Annotated in this window: 15 protein-coding genes; 10 read left to right on the forward strand and 5 right to left on the reverse strand. The window is 69.8% G+C overall.

Going from position 1 to position 14,076, the window contains the following annotated elements:
- From ACODSY_RS24800 to sciP, 4 genes are all read left to right on the forward strand, one after another.
- Window positions 1-1,457, forward strand: a 1,457-nt coding sequence (locus ACODSY_RS24800) for a flagellar hook-length control protein FliK (protein WP_488954580.1), incomplete at its 5' end; no start/stop codon positions are given.
- Window positions 1,458-1,461: 4 nt separating this feature from the next.
- The gene (locus tag ACODSY_RS24805; RefSeq protein ID WP_488954581.1) at window positions 1,462-2,208 is read left to right on the forward strand and encodes a flagellar hook assembly protein FlgD; all 747 of its coding nucleotides are present in this window, start codon (window positions 1,462-1,464) and stop codon (window positions 2,206-2,208) included.
- A 53-nt stretch (window positions 2,209-2,261) separates the two neighbouring features.
- On the forward strand, window positions 2,262-3,509 hold the full coding sequence (locus ACODSY_RS24810; protein WP_488954582.1) for a flagellar hook protein FlgE: 1,248 nt from the start codon (window positions 2,262-2,264) through the stop codon (window positions 3,507-3,509).
- Window positions 3,510-3,677: 168 nt separating this feature from the next.
- A complete protein-coding gene (sciP, locus tag ACODSY_RS24815; protein WP_068877195.1) occupies window positions 3,678-3,965 on the forward strand; it encodes a CtrA inhibitor SciP in 288 nt (95 codons plus the stop codon).
- A 109-nt stretch (window positions 3,966-4,074) separates the two neighbouring features.
- On the opposite strand, the gene ACODSY_RS24820 is transcribed toward sciP, so the two are convergent.
- Window positions 4,075-4,440, reverse strand: coding sequence for a RusA family crossover junction endodeoxyribonuclease (locus tag ACODSY_RS24820; protein ID WP_488954583.1), 366 nt, complete (start codon window positions 4,438-4,440; stop codon window positions 4,075-4,077).
- Window positions 4,441-4,513: 73 nt separating this feature from the next.
- On the opposite strand from ACODSY_RS24820, the gene fumC reads away from it, so the two are divergent.
- The 3 genes from fumC to ACODSY_RS24835 are packed head-to-tail and all read left to right on the forward strand — an operon-like array spanning window position 4,514 to window position 6,450.
- Window positions 4,514-5,905 (forward strand): class II fumarate hydratase, encoded by a 1,392-nt coding sequence (fumC, locus tag ACODSY_RS24825; protein ID WP_488954584.1) that lies wholly within the window; start codon window positions 4,514-4,516, stop codon window positions 5,903-5,905.
- Window positions 5,906-5,909: 4 nt separating this feature from the next.
- Complete coding sequence (locus ACODSY_RS24830) at window positions 5,910-6,158, forward strand: hypothetical protein (protein ID WP_488954585.1); 249 nt, start codon at window positions 5,910-5,912, stop codon at window positions 6,156-6,158.
- A 43-nt stretch (window positions 6,159-6,201) separates the two neighbouring features.
- On the forward strand, window positions 6,202-6,450 hold the full coding sequence (locus tag ACODSY_RS24835; RefSeq protein ID WP_488954586.1) for a hypothetical protein: 249 nt from the start codon (window positions 6,202-6,204) through the stop codon (window positions 6,448-6,450).
- Here ACODSY_RS24835 and ACODSY_RS24840 read toward each other — a convergent pair whose 3' ends face one another.
- Together ACODSY_RS24840 and ACODSY_RS24845 are read right to left on the reverse strand one after the other, a co-directional pair.
- Window positions 6,451-7,383, reverse strand: a complete 933-nt coding sequence (locus ACODSY_RS24840) for an iron-containing redox enzyme family protein (protein ID WP_488954587.1) — start codon at window positions 7,381-7,383, stop codon at window positions 6,451-6,453.
- A 65-nt stretch (window positions 7,384-7,448) separates the two neighbouring features.
- On the reverse strand, window positions 7,449-8,417 hold the full coding sequence (locus ACODSY_RS24845) for a polyprenyl synthetase family protein (RefSeq protein ID WP_488954624.1): 969 nt from the start codon (window positions 8,415-8,417) through the stop codon (window positions 7,449-7,451).
- A gap of 174 nt (window positions 8,418-8,591) precedes the next feature.
- Here ACODSY_RS24845 and ACODSY_RS24850 point away from each other — a divergent pair, with 174 nt between their 5' ends.
- Complete coding sequence (locus ACODSY_RS24850; RefSeq protein ID WP_488954588.1) at window positions 8,592-9,332, forward strand: tRNA1(Val) (adenine(37)-N6)-methyltransferase; 741 nt, start codon at window positions 8,592-8,594, stop codon at window positions 9,330-9,332.
- Here the strand turns inward: ACODSY_RS24850 and ACODSY_RS24855 are convergent.
- The gene (locus ACODSY_RS24855) at window positions 9,329-9,709 is read right to left on the reverse strand and encodes an iron chaperone (protein WP_488954589.1); all 381 of its coding nucleotides are present in this window, start codon (window positions 9,707-9,709) and stop codon (window positions 9,329-9,331) included. The genes ACODSY_RS24850 and ACODSY_RS24855 overlap by 4 nt on opposite strands.
- Window positions 9,710-9,711: 2 nt before the next feature.
- Window positions 9,712-10,017, reverse strand: coding sequence for a GNAT family N-acetyltransferase (locus ACODSY_RS24860; protein WP_488954590.1), 306 nt, complete (start codon window positions 10,015-10,017; stop codon window positions 9,712-9,714).
- 240 nt (window positions 10,018-10,257) lie between these two features.
- Between ACODSY_RS24860 and rsgA the strand changes: the two genes are divergently transcribed.
- Together rsgA and ACODSY_RS24870 are read left to right on the forward strand one after the other, a co-directional pair.
- Window positions 10,258-11,352 (forward strand): ribosome small subunit-dependent GTPase A, encoded by a 1,095-nt coding sequence (gene rsgA / locus ACODSY_RS24865; protein WP_488954591.1) that lies wholly within the window; start codon window positions 10,258-10,260, stop codon window positions 11,350-11,352.
- A 95-nt stretch (window positions 11,353-11,447) separates the two neighbouring features.
- Window positions 11,448-14,024 carry an ATP-binding protein gene (locus tag ACODSY_RS24870; protein ID WP_488954592.1) on the forward strand — a complete coding sequence of 859 codons (2,577 nt, stop codon included), beginning with the start codon at window positions 11,448-11,450 and terminating at the stop codon, window positions 14,022-14,024.
- The last annotated feature ends 52 nt before the right edge of the window (window positions 14,025-14,076 follow it).

A 14,076-nucleotide genomic window follows, 5' to 3' on the forward strand; every position in this document is an offset into this window, starting at 1 on the left:
CGGGCCCCGGCGCCAAAGCGGCTGGCGGGAGCGGTGCGTTGGCCGGCTTCGAGGCCCTGCTCGGCGCGCTGTTTCCGCAGGCCGACCCCGGCGCCGCTGGAACGCTGAATGCGCCGGCGACCGGCATGCCCGCCAACCCGGACGCCCTGGCCGCCGTCGTCGACAGCGACGACGAGGCGGATCCCACGCCGGAAGCGGCGCCGGAGGCCTCCGACGGCCAGCCCACCGTGGGCGACGCCGCCGTCGCGCTCGCCGCCAGCCTGTTGGCGGCCCAGCCGGCCACCGCAGAGACCCAGGTCACCGCGCCCAAGGACAACACCGCCGCTACCCCCCCGGCCTGGGGCCGCGACAAGGCGAAGGGCGCCCCCGCCGCGCCCGCGATCGTCAACGCCAACCCCAAGGCCGGACTGGCGGAGAAGGCCGAACTCGCAGCGGACGCCGGCGAGGAAGCCCAGGCCGCCGTCGAGACCACGTCGCCGCCCGCCCCGCCGGAACCCGCGCCCACACCGAGCGCGAAGCCAGCCGCGCCGGCGCCGGCCGCCACAAGCGCCGCGCCTCCGACGCCCGCCACCCAAGCTATCGAGACGCCGGACGCGCCGCCCGCCCCGGTCCTCGCTCACGCGCCCGTCGAACCCGCGCCGCTCGAGCCGATCCCGCCCGCGATCACGGCCGCGACGCTCCCCGCGCGGGCCGAGGTCGCGCCGGCCACGGCGGCGCCCGCCAAGCCGACCAAGGCCGAGCGCGCGAGGTCGGCGGCCGAAGCGTCCGCGCCGGCCTCCGACGTGAACAAGCCGCTCGAGGCCTCCGACAAGCCTGCGGGCGTGAAGCCCGCGCAGGGGGCCGCCAAGCCGTCCGACGCCGCGGTCGAGGCCGCCGACGCGAAACCCGAAGACACCAAGGCCGCGCCGGAGTCTCCCGACGCCGCCGTCCAGGGTGAAACCCGGGCCGCGAGCCAAGCCGCGACACCGGCCGCCGCTCAGGCCGCGCACGTCGTGCGCGGATCGCCTGAGACGGTGGCCAACCTCGCCGCCCAGATCCTCAAGAAGCTGGAAGGCAAGACCACCCGTTTCGACGTCGAACTCGACCCGCATGGCCTCGGCAAGGTGGACGTGCGTATCGAGATCGGCGCCCAGGGACGGATCACCGCCGGCATGGTGTTCGACAACCCGCAAGCCGCCGCCGACGTGAAGGCGCGGGCTGCGGACCTGCAGCGGGCCCTCGAGCAGGCGGGCTTCGACATCACGGGCGGGATGTCGTTCGACGTCGCGCAGGATCGCGGCCAGCAACAGCAGCAGCAGAACCAAGCCTGGCAGGACCAGGGCGAGACGAGCCGGGCCTTCCGGGGCCAGGCCTTCCGCGCCGCGCTCGAGACCGCAGGCGACGCGGCCGACGCCGCCAACCAGGGCGCCCTGCGCCTACGCCGGGGTGTGAACGCCGGCCTCGACGTGAGGATCTGACGCCATGGCCGTCGACGCAATCAATGGCACCAATGCCGGCGCCGCCAACGCGGGCCGCACCCGCCTGGCTGAGAACTTCGACACGTTCCTGACGCTGCTCACCACGCAGCTGAAGAACCAGGATCCGCTGTCGCCCATGGACTCGACCCAGTTCACCCAGCAGCTGGTGCAGATGACGGGCGTGGAGCAGCAACTCCTCACCAACGACCTGCTGACCAAGCTCGTGTCGAACACGGGCTCGGGCGTCTCCACCGCCGTCAGCCTGATCGGCAAGGACGTCCGCGCCGAGACCGACGTCGCCACGCTCAAGGGCGGCAAGGCCGAGTGGACCTACAAGCTCGACCGGGACGCCTCCGACGTGAAGATGGAGATCCTGGACGAGAAGGGCCGCGTGGTCCGCACGATGACGCCCTCCGAGAACAACAAAGCGGGCGAACACAAGCTGACCTGGGACGGCAAGGCCACCGGCGGCGCCGACGTGGCGGACGGGACCTACACCCTGAAGATCACCGCCAAGGACAGTCAGGGCTCCGCCGTCACCTCGTCGATCTACATGGACGGCAAGGTCACCGGGGTCGAACAGCAGGACGGCTCGACCTTCCTCACCATCAACGGCGCGCTCGTCTCCTGGGACAAGCTCGTCAGCATCCGCCAGCCGGAAGAACCCACCGAGACCGCAGACGCGGACAAGACGGGTGACGGCTCAACCAACAACTCGGACGACAAAACGTCGTCTCCAGCGGCGGCCTAAGGGGCCGGCCCGGCGCAGCACGCGCATCCGCTTCAGGAGAACGGAACTCAGTCATGTCCATCAATTCAGCCCTGCTCGCCGGCGTCTCTGGCCTCGTCGCCAACTCGTCGGCCCTCGCGGCCATCTCGGACAACATCGCGAACGTCAACACGGTCGCCTACAAGCGCAACCAGGTGAACTTCGCCAACGTGGTCACCGCCCAGGCGGTTTCCGGCAAGTATTCGGCCGGCGGCGTGCAGGGGGTGACGCGGCAGTTCGTCAGCACCCAGGGCCTGATCCAGGCGTCGGGCTCGTCCACCGACCTCGCCATCTCGGGCGACGGCTTCTTCGTGGTGACCAGCAAGGGCGCGCCCTTGACGGCCGCCGACGCGCGAGCGTTCACCCGCCAAGGCTCGTTCAGCGTCGACGCCGACGGATACCTGGTGAACGACAGCAAGCTCTACCTGCAGGGCTGGCCCGTCCAGTCGAATGGCACCTTCGTCACGCCCCCGTCCGACCTCACCGCCATGCAGTCGATCAACGTGAAGAACCTGGGCGCGGCGGTCTCGCCGACCACCACGATCGGCATCACGGCCAACCTCGACAAGGTCAACGCAACCGCGCCCGACCCGATCGACGTGAACATCGTCGACGCGGCCGGCGGCCGCCACACCCTGCGGCTGACCTTCACCCAGACGACGGTCAACAACTGGACCATGAACGTGGCCACCGTGCCCGCGGCCGACTCCACCGTGACGCCGATGGCGACGGTGCCGGTGACGTTCAACACCGACGGCTCGATCAACCAGATCAACGGCGGCTCGGCCAGCGCCTACAACGCGACCCTCACCTGGGCCGCGGCCCTGGGTCTGCCGGCCCAGACCATCGCGCTCGATCTCAGCAAGACCACCCAGTACGACGAGCCGAGTTCCACGACCCAGATCACCCAGAACGGCGCGGGCGCCGGCAACGTGGTGGCGATCGAGGTGGACGAGGACGGCATCGTTTCGGCCGTCTACGACAACAACCAGATCCGCAAGGTGGCCAAGGTCGGCATCGGCACGTTCTCGAACCCGGACGGCCTGGCCACGGTCAGCGGCAACGCCTACCGGCCGACGCGCGAAGCCGGTGAGCTGGTGATCAAGAACGCCGGCGTGGGCGGCGCGGGGAAGATCTCGCCCTCGAGCCTCGAAGCTTCGACGGTCGACCTGTCCGCTGAGTTCACGGGCCTGATCCAAACCCAGAAAGCCTATTCAGCTTCTTCGAAGATCATCACGACTGCAGACCAGATGCTGGAAGAACTTATCAACATCAAGCGCTAAACCTGACGGTTAACCGAACTGGAAACTTCTGCCTCAACTCAACTGTATTAAAATGGTACACGGGGGAGACGATGGTTAGTGGTTTCTTTACTAAGGCGATTCAGCGGCTGGTAAGAGCCGCTGGGTATGCTTCCCGTCGAACAGTGATGGTGAGGCGCTAGAAAGCCCATGCTTCAACAACAACAAACGCGCACGAACAGCCGCGGCGAGGCCTATGTGATCGGGCCGACGGGTGCGCCCCTGACCAAGAACGATCTTCCGCCGCCGAACACCGGCCGGTGGGTGATCCGCCGCAAGGCCGAGGTGGTCGCCGCTGTTCGCGGCGGGCTGATCACCCTGGAGGAGGCGCTCGAACGCTACTCGCTGACCAACGACGAGTTCCTGTCCTGGCAGCGCTCGATCGAGCGCCACGGCATGGCCGGCCTCCGCACCACGCGGCTGCAGCAGTACCGCTGACCGCCCTCTCCCGAAGAGGTCGGCATGAAACGCCGGCCGCGCCCACCTCCCCGGGCGCGGCCGGCTTTTCATTTTTCGGAACACGTTCGGCGAACCTGTCGTCCGCGCTCTAGGATAGCTTCCGCACCTGGATGGTGATGCGCTCGCGCTCGCCCGGCTTTCGCTCGACGAGCAGCCGCGCCACCTGGGCGTCGTCGTGGAAGGCGTAGCCCTTGATCGCGTCCAGCAGCGCCTTGGCCAGGTTGTCGAGGTCGAGCCACGGCGGCTCGCCAACATATTCCATGGCGATCTCCACCGCGTATTCGCCCCAGGCTGGACGCGACCCGCGCCAGGCCTTGCGGAAGAACTCGTAGATCAGCGGCTTGTAGTACTTCGCCTGGGTTGTGAGGCCGTCGACGCTCACCTCAAGCAGGCCATCGGCCTCGCGGGCGCGCACCTTGCCGTGCTGGGTCCAGTCGCTCATCGCCGCCCTCATAGCGGCGCGCGGCCTTGCAGTCTCGCGCCGCGGCGGTAAACGGTGGGCCGCCTTTCAGCCCTGGGGACTTTCGATGAGCGCGACCCGCACCGAGACCGACACCTTCGGCCCGATCGAGGTGGCCTCCGACCGTTACTGGGGCGCTCAGACCCAGCGCAGCTTGGGCAACTTCAAGATCGGCTGGGAAAAGCAGCCCAAGCCGGTGATCCGCGCCCTGGGCGTGGTCAAGCGCGCCGCTGCAGAGGCCAACCTGGAGCTCGGCAAGCTCGACCCTGAGATCGCCAGGTACATCGTCGCCGCCGCCCAGGAGGTGATCGACGGCAAGCTCGACGATCACTTCCCGCTGGTGGTCTGGCAGACCGGGTCCGGCACCCAGTCGAACATGAACGCCAACGAGGTGATCTCGAACCGCGCCATCGAGATGATGGGCGGCGTGATGGGGTCGAAGAAGCCCGTCCACCCGAACGACCACGTCAACATGAGCCAATCGTCGAACGACACCTATCCGACGGCCATGCACATCGCCGCCGCCGAGGAGGTGGCCCGCTCGGTGATGCCGGCGCTGGAGCATCTGCATGCGGCCCTGAAGAAGAAGTCCGACGAGTTCGCCCACATCATCAAGATCGGACGAACCCACACCCAGGACGCCACGCCGCTCACGCTAGGCCAGGAGTTCGGCGGCTATTCGCACCAGGTCGCCATGTCGGTGCGCCGGATCAAGGAGACGCTCTACGGCCTCTATGAACTGGCCCAGGGCGGCACCGCCGTCGGCACCGGCCTGAACGCGCCGATAGGCTTCGCCGAGAAGGTGGCCGAGAAGATCGCCGGCATCACCAAGCTGCCGTTCGTGACCGCGCCCAACAAGTTCGAGGCGCTGGCGGCCCATGACGCCATGGTCTTCAGCCACGGCGCCCTGACGGCCGCGGCCGGCGCCCTGTTCAAGATCGCCAACGACCTGCGCTTCCTGGGCTCGGGCCCGCGCGCCGGCCTGGGCGAACTGGCCCTGCCCGAGAACGAGCCCGGCTCCTCGATCATGCCCGGCAAGGTGAACCCCACCCAGGCCGAGGCCCTGACCATGGTCTGCGCCCACATCATGGGCAACCAGACGGCGATGGCGTTCGCCGGCAGCCAGGGCCACTTCGAGCTGAACGTCTTCAACCCGGTGATGGCCTACAACTTCCTGCAGTCGTGCCGTCTGCTCGCGGACGGCGCGGTCAGCTTCACCGACAACATGGTGGCCGGGACCGAGGCCCGCGAGGACAACATCAAGGCCAACCTCGAACGTTCGCTGATGCTGGTCACCGCCCTCAACGGCAAGCTGGGCTACGACAACTGCGCCAAGATCGCCAAGGCGGCCCACAAGAACGGCACCACGCTCCGCGAAGAAGCGGTCGGCGGCGGCTACCTCACGAACGAGGAGTTCGACGAGTGGGTGCGGCCGGAGAAGATGATCAGCCCGGGCTGAGCCCTTGGATCTCACGGCGTTCGCGCGTGACGGGGCCTTGCACCTCCCAGGGCTGTTCGACGCGACAGGCCTGGAACGCCTTCGCGCCCTGGCGGTCGTATGCCTGGCCGAGCCGGGCGACGTCTGGGCCTATTCGACGCCGATCCTTCACGCGTCCGACCGGGCCGCGCGGCCCGGCCGCCGCAGAGTCCTGCAAGTGGATTTCGCTGTGGATGACCTGCCCCACGGGCTGGCGTGGAGGGGCGTGGCCTGACGACTGACATTGACCCTGCCACCGAACCGGCGCGTGAAGGTACATGGCCAAGGAAACAGTCTACATCATCCAGTCCTACGTCGCCGGCCGGGGCAAGTCGCTGAAGGCGGAGCAACAGGTTGGCTGCAAGACCGCCGAGGAGGCGCGGCGCAAGGCCGAACGTCTGGGCCCGCTGCGCCCGGCCGTGGTCGCGTTCTCGGCCACCGCCGACACCGAACTGGGGGACTACGACGAGAACCCGGTCATCCTCTTCCGGTCCGGACCCCTCCCCTTCCCGTTCAACGAGGCCTGACTACTCCGCCGCGTAGACCACCGGATGGGCGTGCGCCCAGAGGTGCGCGCGATAGGCCTCGAAGCACTGTTCACCGCAGATCAGGCGCATCATGGCGCCCTCAGCGATGAACCGGGCGCAGGACGGGTCGGCTTCCACCAGCGGGATCAGCGCCTCGGCGTTCCAGGCCTTCGAGTGCTCGACGTCGAGGTGCGCATGGAGGGCGAAGTACTTGCGCTGCTCGGGCGCGACGCCGAGCCGCTTCAGGCCCTCGTCGACGCAGGCCACACGGGTCGGAGCGGTCAGCTCGACCACGCCCAGCGCGCCGATCGAATGGTAGACATAGCGTCGCGTGGTCGCGAAGGCCGTCATGGTGTTGGCCAGCGCGAGAGATTGCCACAGGGTGCCGTCGATGCTGGGGGTGAGCCCCAGACCCTCGACGGTGCGGTCCAGCATTGGGCCGTGCATCCCGCCTTCCTTGCCGCGCCCCATCTCGTCCCAGTAGTTGCGGGCCAGTTCCAGCTTGGGTCGGGCGGGCAGCTTCACCTGGGTCATGGCGACCAGATCGTCGAAACCCGCCTCGCCGGCGGCCTCCTGAGTTAGGAACCACTTGATCTGCTCCAGGCTCGCCCCGGTTTCCAGCCAGGCGAAAAGCTGGTCGTACTGGCCGGGTCCGGACAGCTTCAGATCCTCGAACCAGGCGATGAAGCCTTCCGGGTGCGTCGGGACGTCGGCGACCAGCGGCGCAAGGTCGGCGCGGAAGCCTTCGATGAAGGCGCCCTCGATCCGCATCATCCGGAAGTCGTTGTTCAGGTTGACCGACCAGTCGGGCGACGGGGTTTGGATCGCCAGGCGGCGATGGTTCCAGTGCGCGAGGCCCCGGTGCATGGCTTCGGCATCGGGAAACTCGGGCGAGAAGAGGCCCACACGGGCCAGGCGTTGCGCAGCAAACATCAAATGGCTCCCTCGGACGCGAAGGAGCGCGCGGCGGCCGGAGGGGTTCCCAGCCCTTAGCTAGGTTAAGCCCGCCGCATCACCGCGAAGTCGGCGAGATCCTGCAACGCCGGTCGCCAGCTGTTCGAGCCGTAGTCAGCGATGGCGGCCTTGGCGGTGTCCGCATAGCGCGCGGCCAGCGCCAGGGTGTCATCCAGGGCCCCTGTCTCGCGCATCAGGTCGCGGGCGTGATCGAGGTCGCCCTCCTCCTGCTCGCGCCGATCCACCGTGCGGACCCAGAAATCGCGTTCCGAGGCGCTGGTGCGGCGCATGGCCAGCAGGAGCGGCAGGGTGACCTTGCCTTCCCGGAAGTCGTCGCCCGGATTCTTGCCCAGGGTCTCGGCGTCGCCGGAATAGTCCAGGGCGTCGTCGATGAGCTGGAAGGCGAGGCCCAGATCCTGGCCGAACTTGCGCAGCGCCCGGCAGCGTTCCGGCGGCGCGCCAGCCGAAATAGCGCCGGCCTCGGCGGCGGCGGCGAACAGCTCAGCCGTCTTGGCCTTGATGATCTCGATGTAGACGTCTTGGGAGAGGTCGAGATCGTGGCTGCGCGTGAGCTGCAGCACCTCGCCCTCGGAGATCACCCGGCTGGCGCGGGCCAGGACCTCCAGCGCCGGCATCGAGCCTGCGCCGACCATCAACTCGAACGAGCGGGCGAACAGGAAGTCGCCGACCAGCACGCTGGCCGGGGCGCCCCAGATCAGGTGGGCGGCCACCCGGCCGCGGCGCAGCTGGGACGAGTCCACCACGTCGTCGTGCAACAGAGTGGCCGTGTGGATGAACTCCACCGCGGCCGCCAGCTTGAGGCAGGCGTCGTCCCGCGCGCCGCAGAGCCGGGCCGCCGCGATGGTCAAGAGCGGCCGCAGGCGCTTGGCCGAGCCCGCGATGAGGTGGTCGGCCAGCGCCGGGATCACCGGCACCGGGCTGTCCATGTGCTCGCGGATCAGGGCGTCCACCGCGCGCATGTCGGGCCCCGCGAGCTTCAGCAGCAGGTCCAGGGACGGGGGAGCGGCGATAGCCTGAGCGGCTTCCAAGGGAGGACTATTCCTGTATCAACCAAGCGGTCGGCCCCCGACCGTCCGCCATTCGCCGGGACAATGGTGACGCGACAGGGCACGGTCAAGCGAGACGACCGAACTCGTTCAGTCTCCTTCTACACCAAGGCCCGCCGGATGGATGCCCCCACTGAAGACCGCTTGCTGAACGGCCGTATCCGTTTGCGGCAACCGGCGCGGGGCTATCGGGCGGGTCTGGACGCGGCGCTGCTGGCGGCGGCCTGCGACGCGAAGCCGGGCGAACGGGTGATCGAAGCCGGCTGCGGACCGGGCGCGGCGATGCTGGCCGCCGCCACGCGACGGCCGGATACGACCTTCGTAGGGGTCGAACGCGAGGCCCAGGCCTTGGCCCTGGCCCAGGAGAACATCCTGCTGAACGGACTGTCGGCGCGGGTGACGGCCGTGGCGGGCGACGTGGCGCAGCGCTTCAAGGCCCTCGGACTGCCGACCTTCGACGCCGCCCTCGCCAACCCGCCCTTCTTCGATGATCCGGCCGCACTCCGCGGCCCCGCGCCGGAGAAGGCGGCGGCCTGGATGGCCGACGAAGGGCTGATGGCCTGGACCGAGTTCCTAGGCAAGGCGGTGCGCGAAGGCGGGACCATCACGGTGATCCATCGCGCAGACCGGCTGGCCGATCTCTTGGGGCTGTTGGCGCCCAAGGCGGGATCGTTCCAGATCCGGCCGATCCATCCGTTCGCCGACGCGCCGGCCAAGCGGGTCCTGGTCAGAGCCATCAAGACCGGCAAGGCCCCGTTGAAGCTGCTGCCGGCGCTCGTGCTGCACGACCGGGACGGCGGGAAGCATCGCCCCGAGGTCGAGGCCATCCTGCGCGGCGAAACGGCGCTGGGGTGGGACTAGCGCAGTTTGCCGGCGACCACCGGCGAGAGGGCGGAGCTGTCGGCCAGCAGGCGATCGACGAGGTCGAGCGGGATCTGGTCCGGTTTGCGGAAGCGGATGCAGCTCTTGCCGGCGTCCAACTTCGCCAGGGCCTCGGCGTGCATCGGATGCACCCGCGTCGAGAAGTAGAGCGAGACGTAGTGCTTCTGGCTGTTGAAGGCGAAGACCGGAGCCTGGTCGCCCGGCCGGACATAGGCGGGCATGCCGTAGCTCATCCGCTCGGCCTCGGCGCCGAAGTGCTTCACGGCGCAGGCGCGGACCGCCTCCAGCGCCGGTTTGCGGACCGGGTCGGTCTCGGCCATCCAGTCGTCGACGCTCGCGGCCGTGGACTGCACCATGGTCAGATCCCGAGGGTTTCCCGGCAGGACGGATCGACGATGTCCTGCTGCTCGGGATGCTTCTTCACCCAGGCCGACATGAAGGGGCAGGTGGGGATCACGGTCAGCCCGTTTTGTCGCGCGTAACCGAACGCCGCCACGGCCAGCGCGCCGGCGATGCCCTTCCCTGCGAAGGCGTCCGGCACCACCGTATGCGGCAGGATGATGTGGCCGGGCTTCAGCCGGTATTCGGCGAAGGCCGTCTCGCCGTCCAGGTTCACCTCGAAGCGGCTGGCGGCGGTGTTGTTGGTGACGGTGACGTCGGCCATGCGGAACTCCCTGCTCACCTCTTCTTGACGCGACGCAGGCCGCCCGCCAAGGTCCGCCGCGTTCCGGCGAGGCATTTCAGCAGAGGAGAGGTTCGTAATGTCGCCCATTGCCCGCGCAGCCGCTCGCTGCGCCGCCCCGCTGGCTGGCTAAACGCCAACATCCCCGACGATGGGGATGGTCCGCGGTCGGCGCCCACAGGGCCTCAAGGCCCACGGCTCCCGACACCAAGGACATCTCCGTTGCTGACCACAGCACTCACCGACTACGGCTGGAACGACCGGTTCCAGGCCGCCTTCGAACCTTTCGCCGCCCAGGGCCTGATCCCCGGCCGCATCGTCGTCCAGCAACGCGGCGGCTACCGTCTCGTGACCCCGGATGGCGAGATCGACGCCCGCGCCTCGGGCGTGCTCATGAAGACCGCCGCCGACGAGGACCGGCCGACCGCCGGCGACTGGGTGGCCGTCGAGGCGCGCCCCGGCGAGACCATGGGCCTGGTCCACCACGTCCTGCCACGTAGCACCGCCTTCATCCGCAAGGCTTCCGGCCCCCGCGGCGGCGCCCAGGTGGTGGCGGCCAATGTCGACGTCGCCTTCCTGGTCGCCTCGATGAACGCCGATCTCAACCTGCGCCGCCTCGAACGATACCTGGCCACGGCCTACGAGAGCGGCGCCGATCCGGTCATCGTGCTCACCAAGGCCGACCTGACCCCGGACCCGCACGCCGTCGCGGCCGAGGTCCAGACCATCGCGTTCGGCGCGCCGGTGCTGGCGATCTCGTCCAAGACCGGCCACGGCCTGGACGCGGTGGCGGCGCACCTGACGCCTGGCCGGACGGCCGTCCTGCTGGGTTCTTCCGGCGCCGGCAAGTCGACGCTGCTCAACGCCCTTGCCGGCGAGGAGAAGATGGCCACCGGGGAGATCCGCGAGGACGACGCACGGGGCCGCCACACGACCACCCACCGCGAACTGGTGCGGCTGCCTTCGGGCGGGCTGATCCTCGACACGCCGGGGATGCGCGAGCTGGGCCTCTGGGACGCGGAAGCCGGCGTCGCCACGGCCTTCGAGGATGTGGAGGCGCTGGCCGCCGACTGCCGCTTCAGCGACTGCAGCCATGCGCGCGAGCCGGGCTGCGCGGTGCGGGCGGCCATCGCCGCTGGCGACCTGCCGGAGGAACGTCTGCGGGCCTACGAGAAGCTGCAGGCCGAACTGGCCTACGAGCGGCGCAAGGAAGATCCCCGAGCGGCCCAGGAGAACCGGAAGCTGTGGGCCAGCCGCCATGAGGCCGGCCGCGCCCGCACGAAGCAGAAGTGGAGCGGGCCGGACGGCGGCGGATAGCCGAGGCGGCTTGGTGGGGCCGCACGGATTTTCGCCGGTCACCCCTTCCTCGCCGCCGAGCATGACGCGATGATCCCGGTGGAGCGGGCGGCGCAATGGACATCCTCGAAAGATCTGCGGAGCTGGACGCCCTGTTCTCGGCCGCCGCCCAGGCGCGCGAAGGCCGGGGCCAGCTTGTCCTGCTGAGCGGAGAGGCAGGTCTGGGAAAGACCTCGTTGATCGAGGAACTCACCAGGGCGCAGGAGCCTCGGCGCCGGCTCGCAGTGGGCCATTGCGAGCCGGTGGACGTGGCGGGGGCGTTCGGCCCCTTGCTGGAAGTCGCGCGGGGGCTGGGCGGCGGCCTGCCTTCGCTCTTCGCCGACGGAGACGCCCCGCCTAGCCTGCCGGACGTGCTGGAAGAGCTGCGCCGGCTCGCGCCCTCGCTCCTCGTCATCGAGGACGGGCATTGGGCCGACCAGTTCACCCTCGATTTCATCCGCTACATCGGGCGGCGGATCGAGCAGCTCCCAACCCTGGTGGTTGTCACCCATCGCGACGACGAGCTCGGCCAGGCGCATCCGCTTCGCGCCGTGCTGGGGGCGCTCGCGACCTCGCGATCGGTGTTGCGCCTGCGGCTCGAACCCCTGTCCGTCGCGGCCGTGCAGCAGCTCGCCGCCGGCACGGCGCACGACGGCGCGGCGGTCCACGCGCTGACGGACGGAAATCCGTTCTTCGTCCGGGAGGTCTTGCGAGAGCCGCACACCGCCTCGCTGCCCCGTGCTGTGCGAGACCTCGTCGCGGACCGCATGGCCCGGCTGGAGCCGTGCATCCAACGCCTGGTGCGATGGGTCGCGGTGGCCGGCCGCCTGCCGTTTCCATGGCTTGCGCGGGCTGGTGACACCGCCGCGGCGGATGTCGAGGCCGCGCAGGCCGCCGGTCTGCTGCGCTGGTCGGAGACCGATGTCGCCTGCCGCCACGACCTCACGCGCAGCGCCGTGCTGGAAGCCCTGAGCCCGGCGCAGCTCGCCAAGGTGCATGCGGAACTGCTCAGCGCCCTCCAGGAGGCCGAGGGCGTGGACCCCGCCCAGCTCGCGCAACACGCTATCGGCGCCGGCGCGACGGACGCGATCCTCCAGTACGCGCCGCCCGCGGCGCGGCTGGCCGCCGGTCGCGGGGCTCACCGGCAGGCGGTGGCGCTCTACGACGGCCTTCTCCAGCACACGCCGACCCAACCGCCCGAGACCCGGGCCGCGCGGCTCGAGGCCTATGCGCAGTCGCTGGCCGCGATCGACCAGCAACCCCGGGCGATCGAGGCCCTGAAGGAAGCGCACGGCCTCTACCGCGAGGCCGGAGAGGTCCGGAAGGCCGGCGCCTGCCTCGGCGCGCTCGCCCTCCCCTATTCCCGATCCGGCCAGAACGCGGAGGCCGAGCTCACCTGCCGCACCGCGATCGCCGAGCTGGAGCCCCTGGGCGACACTGCACAGCTGGCCGCGGTGCTGCGAATCCGAGCCCATCTCAGCATGCTGGACCGGGAAACCGGGCAGGCGCTGCATTTCGGACGCCGCGCGATCAGCATGGCCGGCGCCGTGGACGACCAGGCGACCCTGGCGGCCGCGCACATGACGGTGGGCACGGCGCTGCTGGTGGCCGACGATCTGCGCGGGCGTCGCCATATCGACCACGCCGTTCACCTCGCACGCACCTTAGGACGGCCCGACCTGGAGTCGATCGTGCAGGTGAACGCGGGAAGCGCGTACGGCGAACAGTACCGCTTTGCGGACGCCGAACCGTTCCTGGTCGAGGGTATCGCGCTGGCCGAGGCGCACGACCTCGACCAGAACGCCTGGTACCTGCGCGCCTGGCTGGCGCTAGTCCGCCTCGGACAGGGCAGGCTAGAGGAAGCCGTCACCCAGGCCCGAGAGGTCGTCGACGCCCCCGCCGTCTCGGCCGTGTCGCGGATGATGGCGCTGGTCGCGCTCGGCCGCGCCACGACGCGGCTGGGCGGCGATGGTGCGCCCTTCCTCGACGATGCGCTGGCCCAGGCCGAACTCACGGGAACCTTGCAGCGGCTCGCGCCGGTCCGGCTGGCGAGGGCGGAGGCCGCCTGGCTACGCGGGGACCTCGCGACCTGCCTGTCGGAGGCCGAGGCGGTCTGGAGCCTGGCGGTGCGCCACCGGCATCAGTGGATGGGCGGTGAGATGTTCTATTGGCGTCACGTCTGCGGGGCCCCACCCGAGGCGCCGGCTTGGATCGCGGCGCCCTATGCGCTGCAGGCCCAGGGCCGGTGGCGCGAAGCGGCCGAAGCTTGGGCCGAACTAGGATGCCCGTTCGAAGAGGCGCGCGCCCTCGCCGAGGGCGACGTCGAGGGCCAGCAGGCCGCGCTGCGGATCTACGACGACCTCGGGGCCGCCTCGGCCGCCGCCGCCCTGCGCCGGGCGCTGCGGCAGTCGGGGGTCCGGCAGGTGCCTCGCGGCCCACGTGGTCCGGCGCGCGAAAACGCGTGGGGTCTCACCGGCCGCCAGCAGGAGATCGCCGCGCTGCTCGCCGAGGGGCTGAGCAACAAGCACATCTCGCGCGCGCTGCGCATTTCGCCGAAGACCGTCGAAACGCATGTCTCCGCCATCCTCGCCAAGCTCGAGGTGGCCACCCGGCAGGACGCCCGCGACCGGCTTTCGACGCCGTCGGCGCCCTAGGAGCTCTCAGGGTCCCTGAGATGCCGCGCCCAATCTAAGGGATCATCCCCGA

This window comes from Phenylobacterium sp. FG114 (assembly GCF_057809855.1).

Coding starts and splice junctions, on each gene's coding strand:
- ACODSY_RS24805 (WP_488954581.1), top strand. CDS start 1,462: ATGGCCGTCGACGCAATCAATGGCACCAATGCCGGCGCCGCCAACGCG.
- ACODSY_RS24810 (WP_488954582.1), top strand. CDS start 2,262: ATGTCCATCAATTCAGCCCTGCTCGCCGGCGTCTCTGGCCTCGTCGCC.
- sciP (WP_068877195.1), top strand. CDS start 3,678: ATGCTTCAACAACAACAAACGCGCACGAACAGCCGCGGCGAGGCCTAT.
- ACODSY_RS24820 (WP_488954583.1), bottom strand. CDS start 4,440: ATGAGGGCGGCGATGAGCGACTGGACCCAGCACGGCAAGGTGCGCGCC.
- fumC (WP_488954584.1), top strand. CDS start 4,514: ATGAGCGCGACCCGCACCGAGACCGACACCTTCGGCCCGATCGAGGTG.
- ACODSY_RS24835 (WP_488954586.1), top strand. CDS start 6,202: ATGGCCAAGGAAACAGTCTACATCATCCAGTCCTACGTCGCCGGCCGG.
- ACODSY_RS24840 (WP_488954587.1), bottom strand. CDS start 7,383: ATGTTTGCTGCGCAACGCCTGGCCCGTGTGGGCCTCTTCTCGCCCGAG.
- ACODSY_RS24850 (WP_488954588.1), top strand. CDS start 8,592: ATGGATGCCCCCACTGAAGACCGCTTGCTGAACGGCCGTATCCGTTTG.
- ACODSY_RS24855 (WP_488954589.1), bottom strand. CDS start 9,709: ATGGTGCAGTCCACGGCCGCGAGCGTCGACGACTGGATGGCCGAGACC.
- ACODSY_RS24860 (WP_488954590.1), bottom strand. CDS start 10,017: ATGGCCGACGTCACCGTCACCAACAACACCGCCGCCAGCCGCTTCGAG.
- ACODSY_RS24870 (WP_488954592.1), top strand. CDS start 11,448: ATGGACATCCTCGAAAGATCTGCGGAGCTGGACGCCCTGTTCTCGGCC.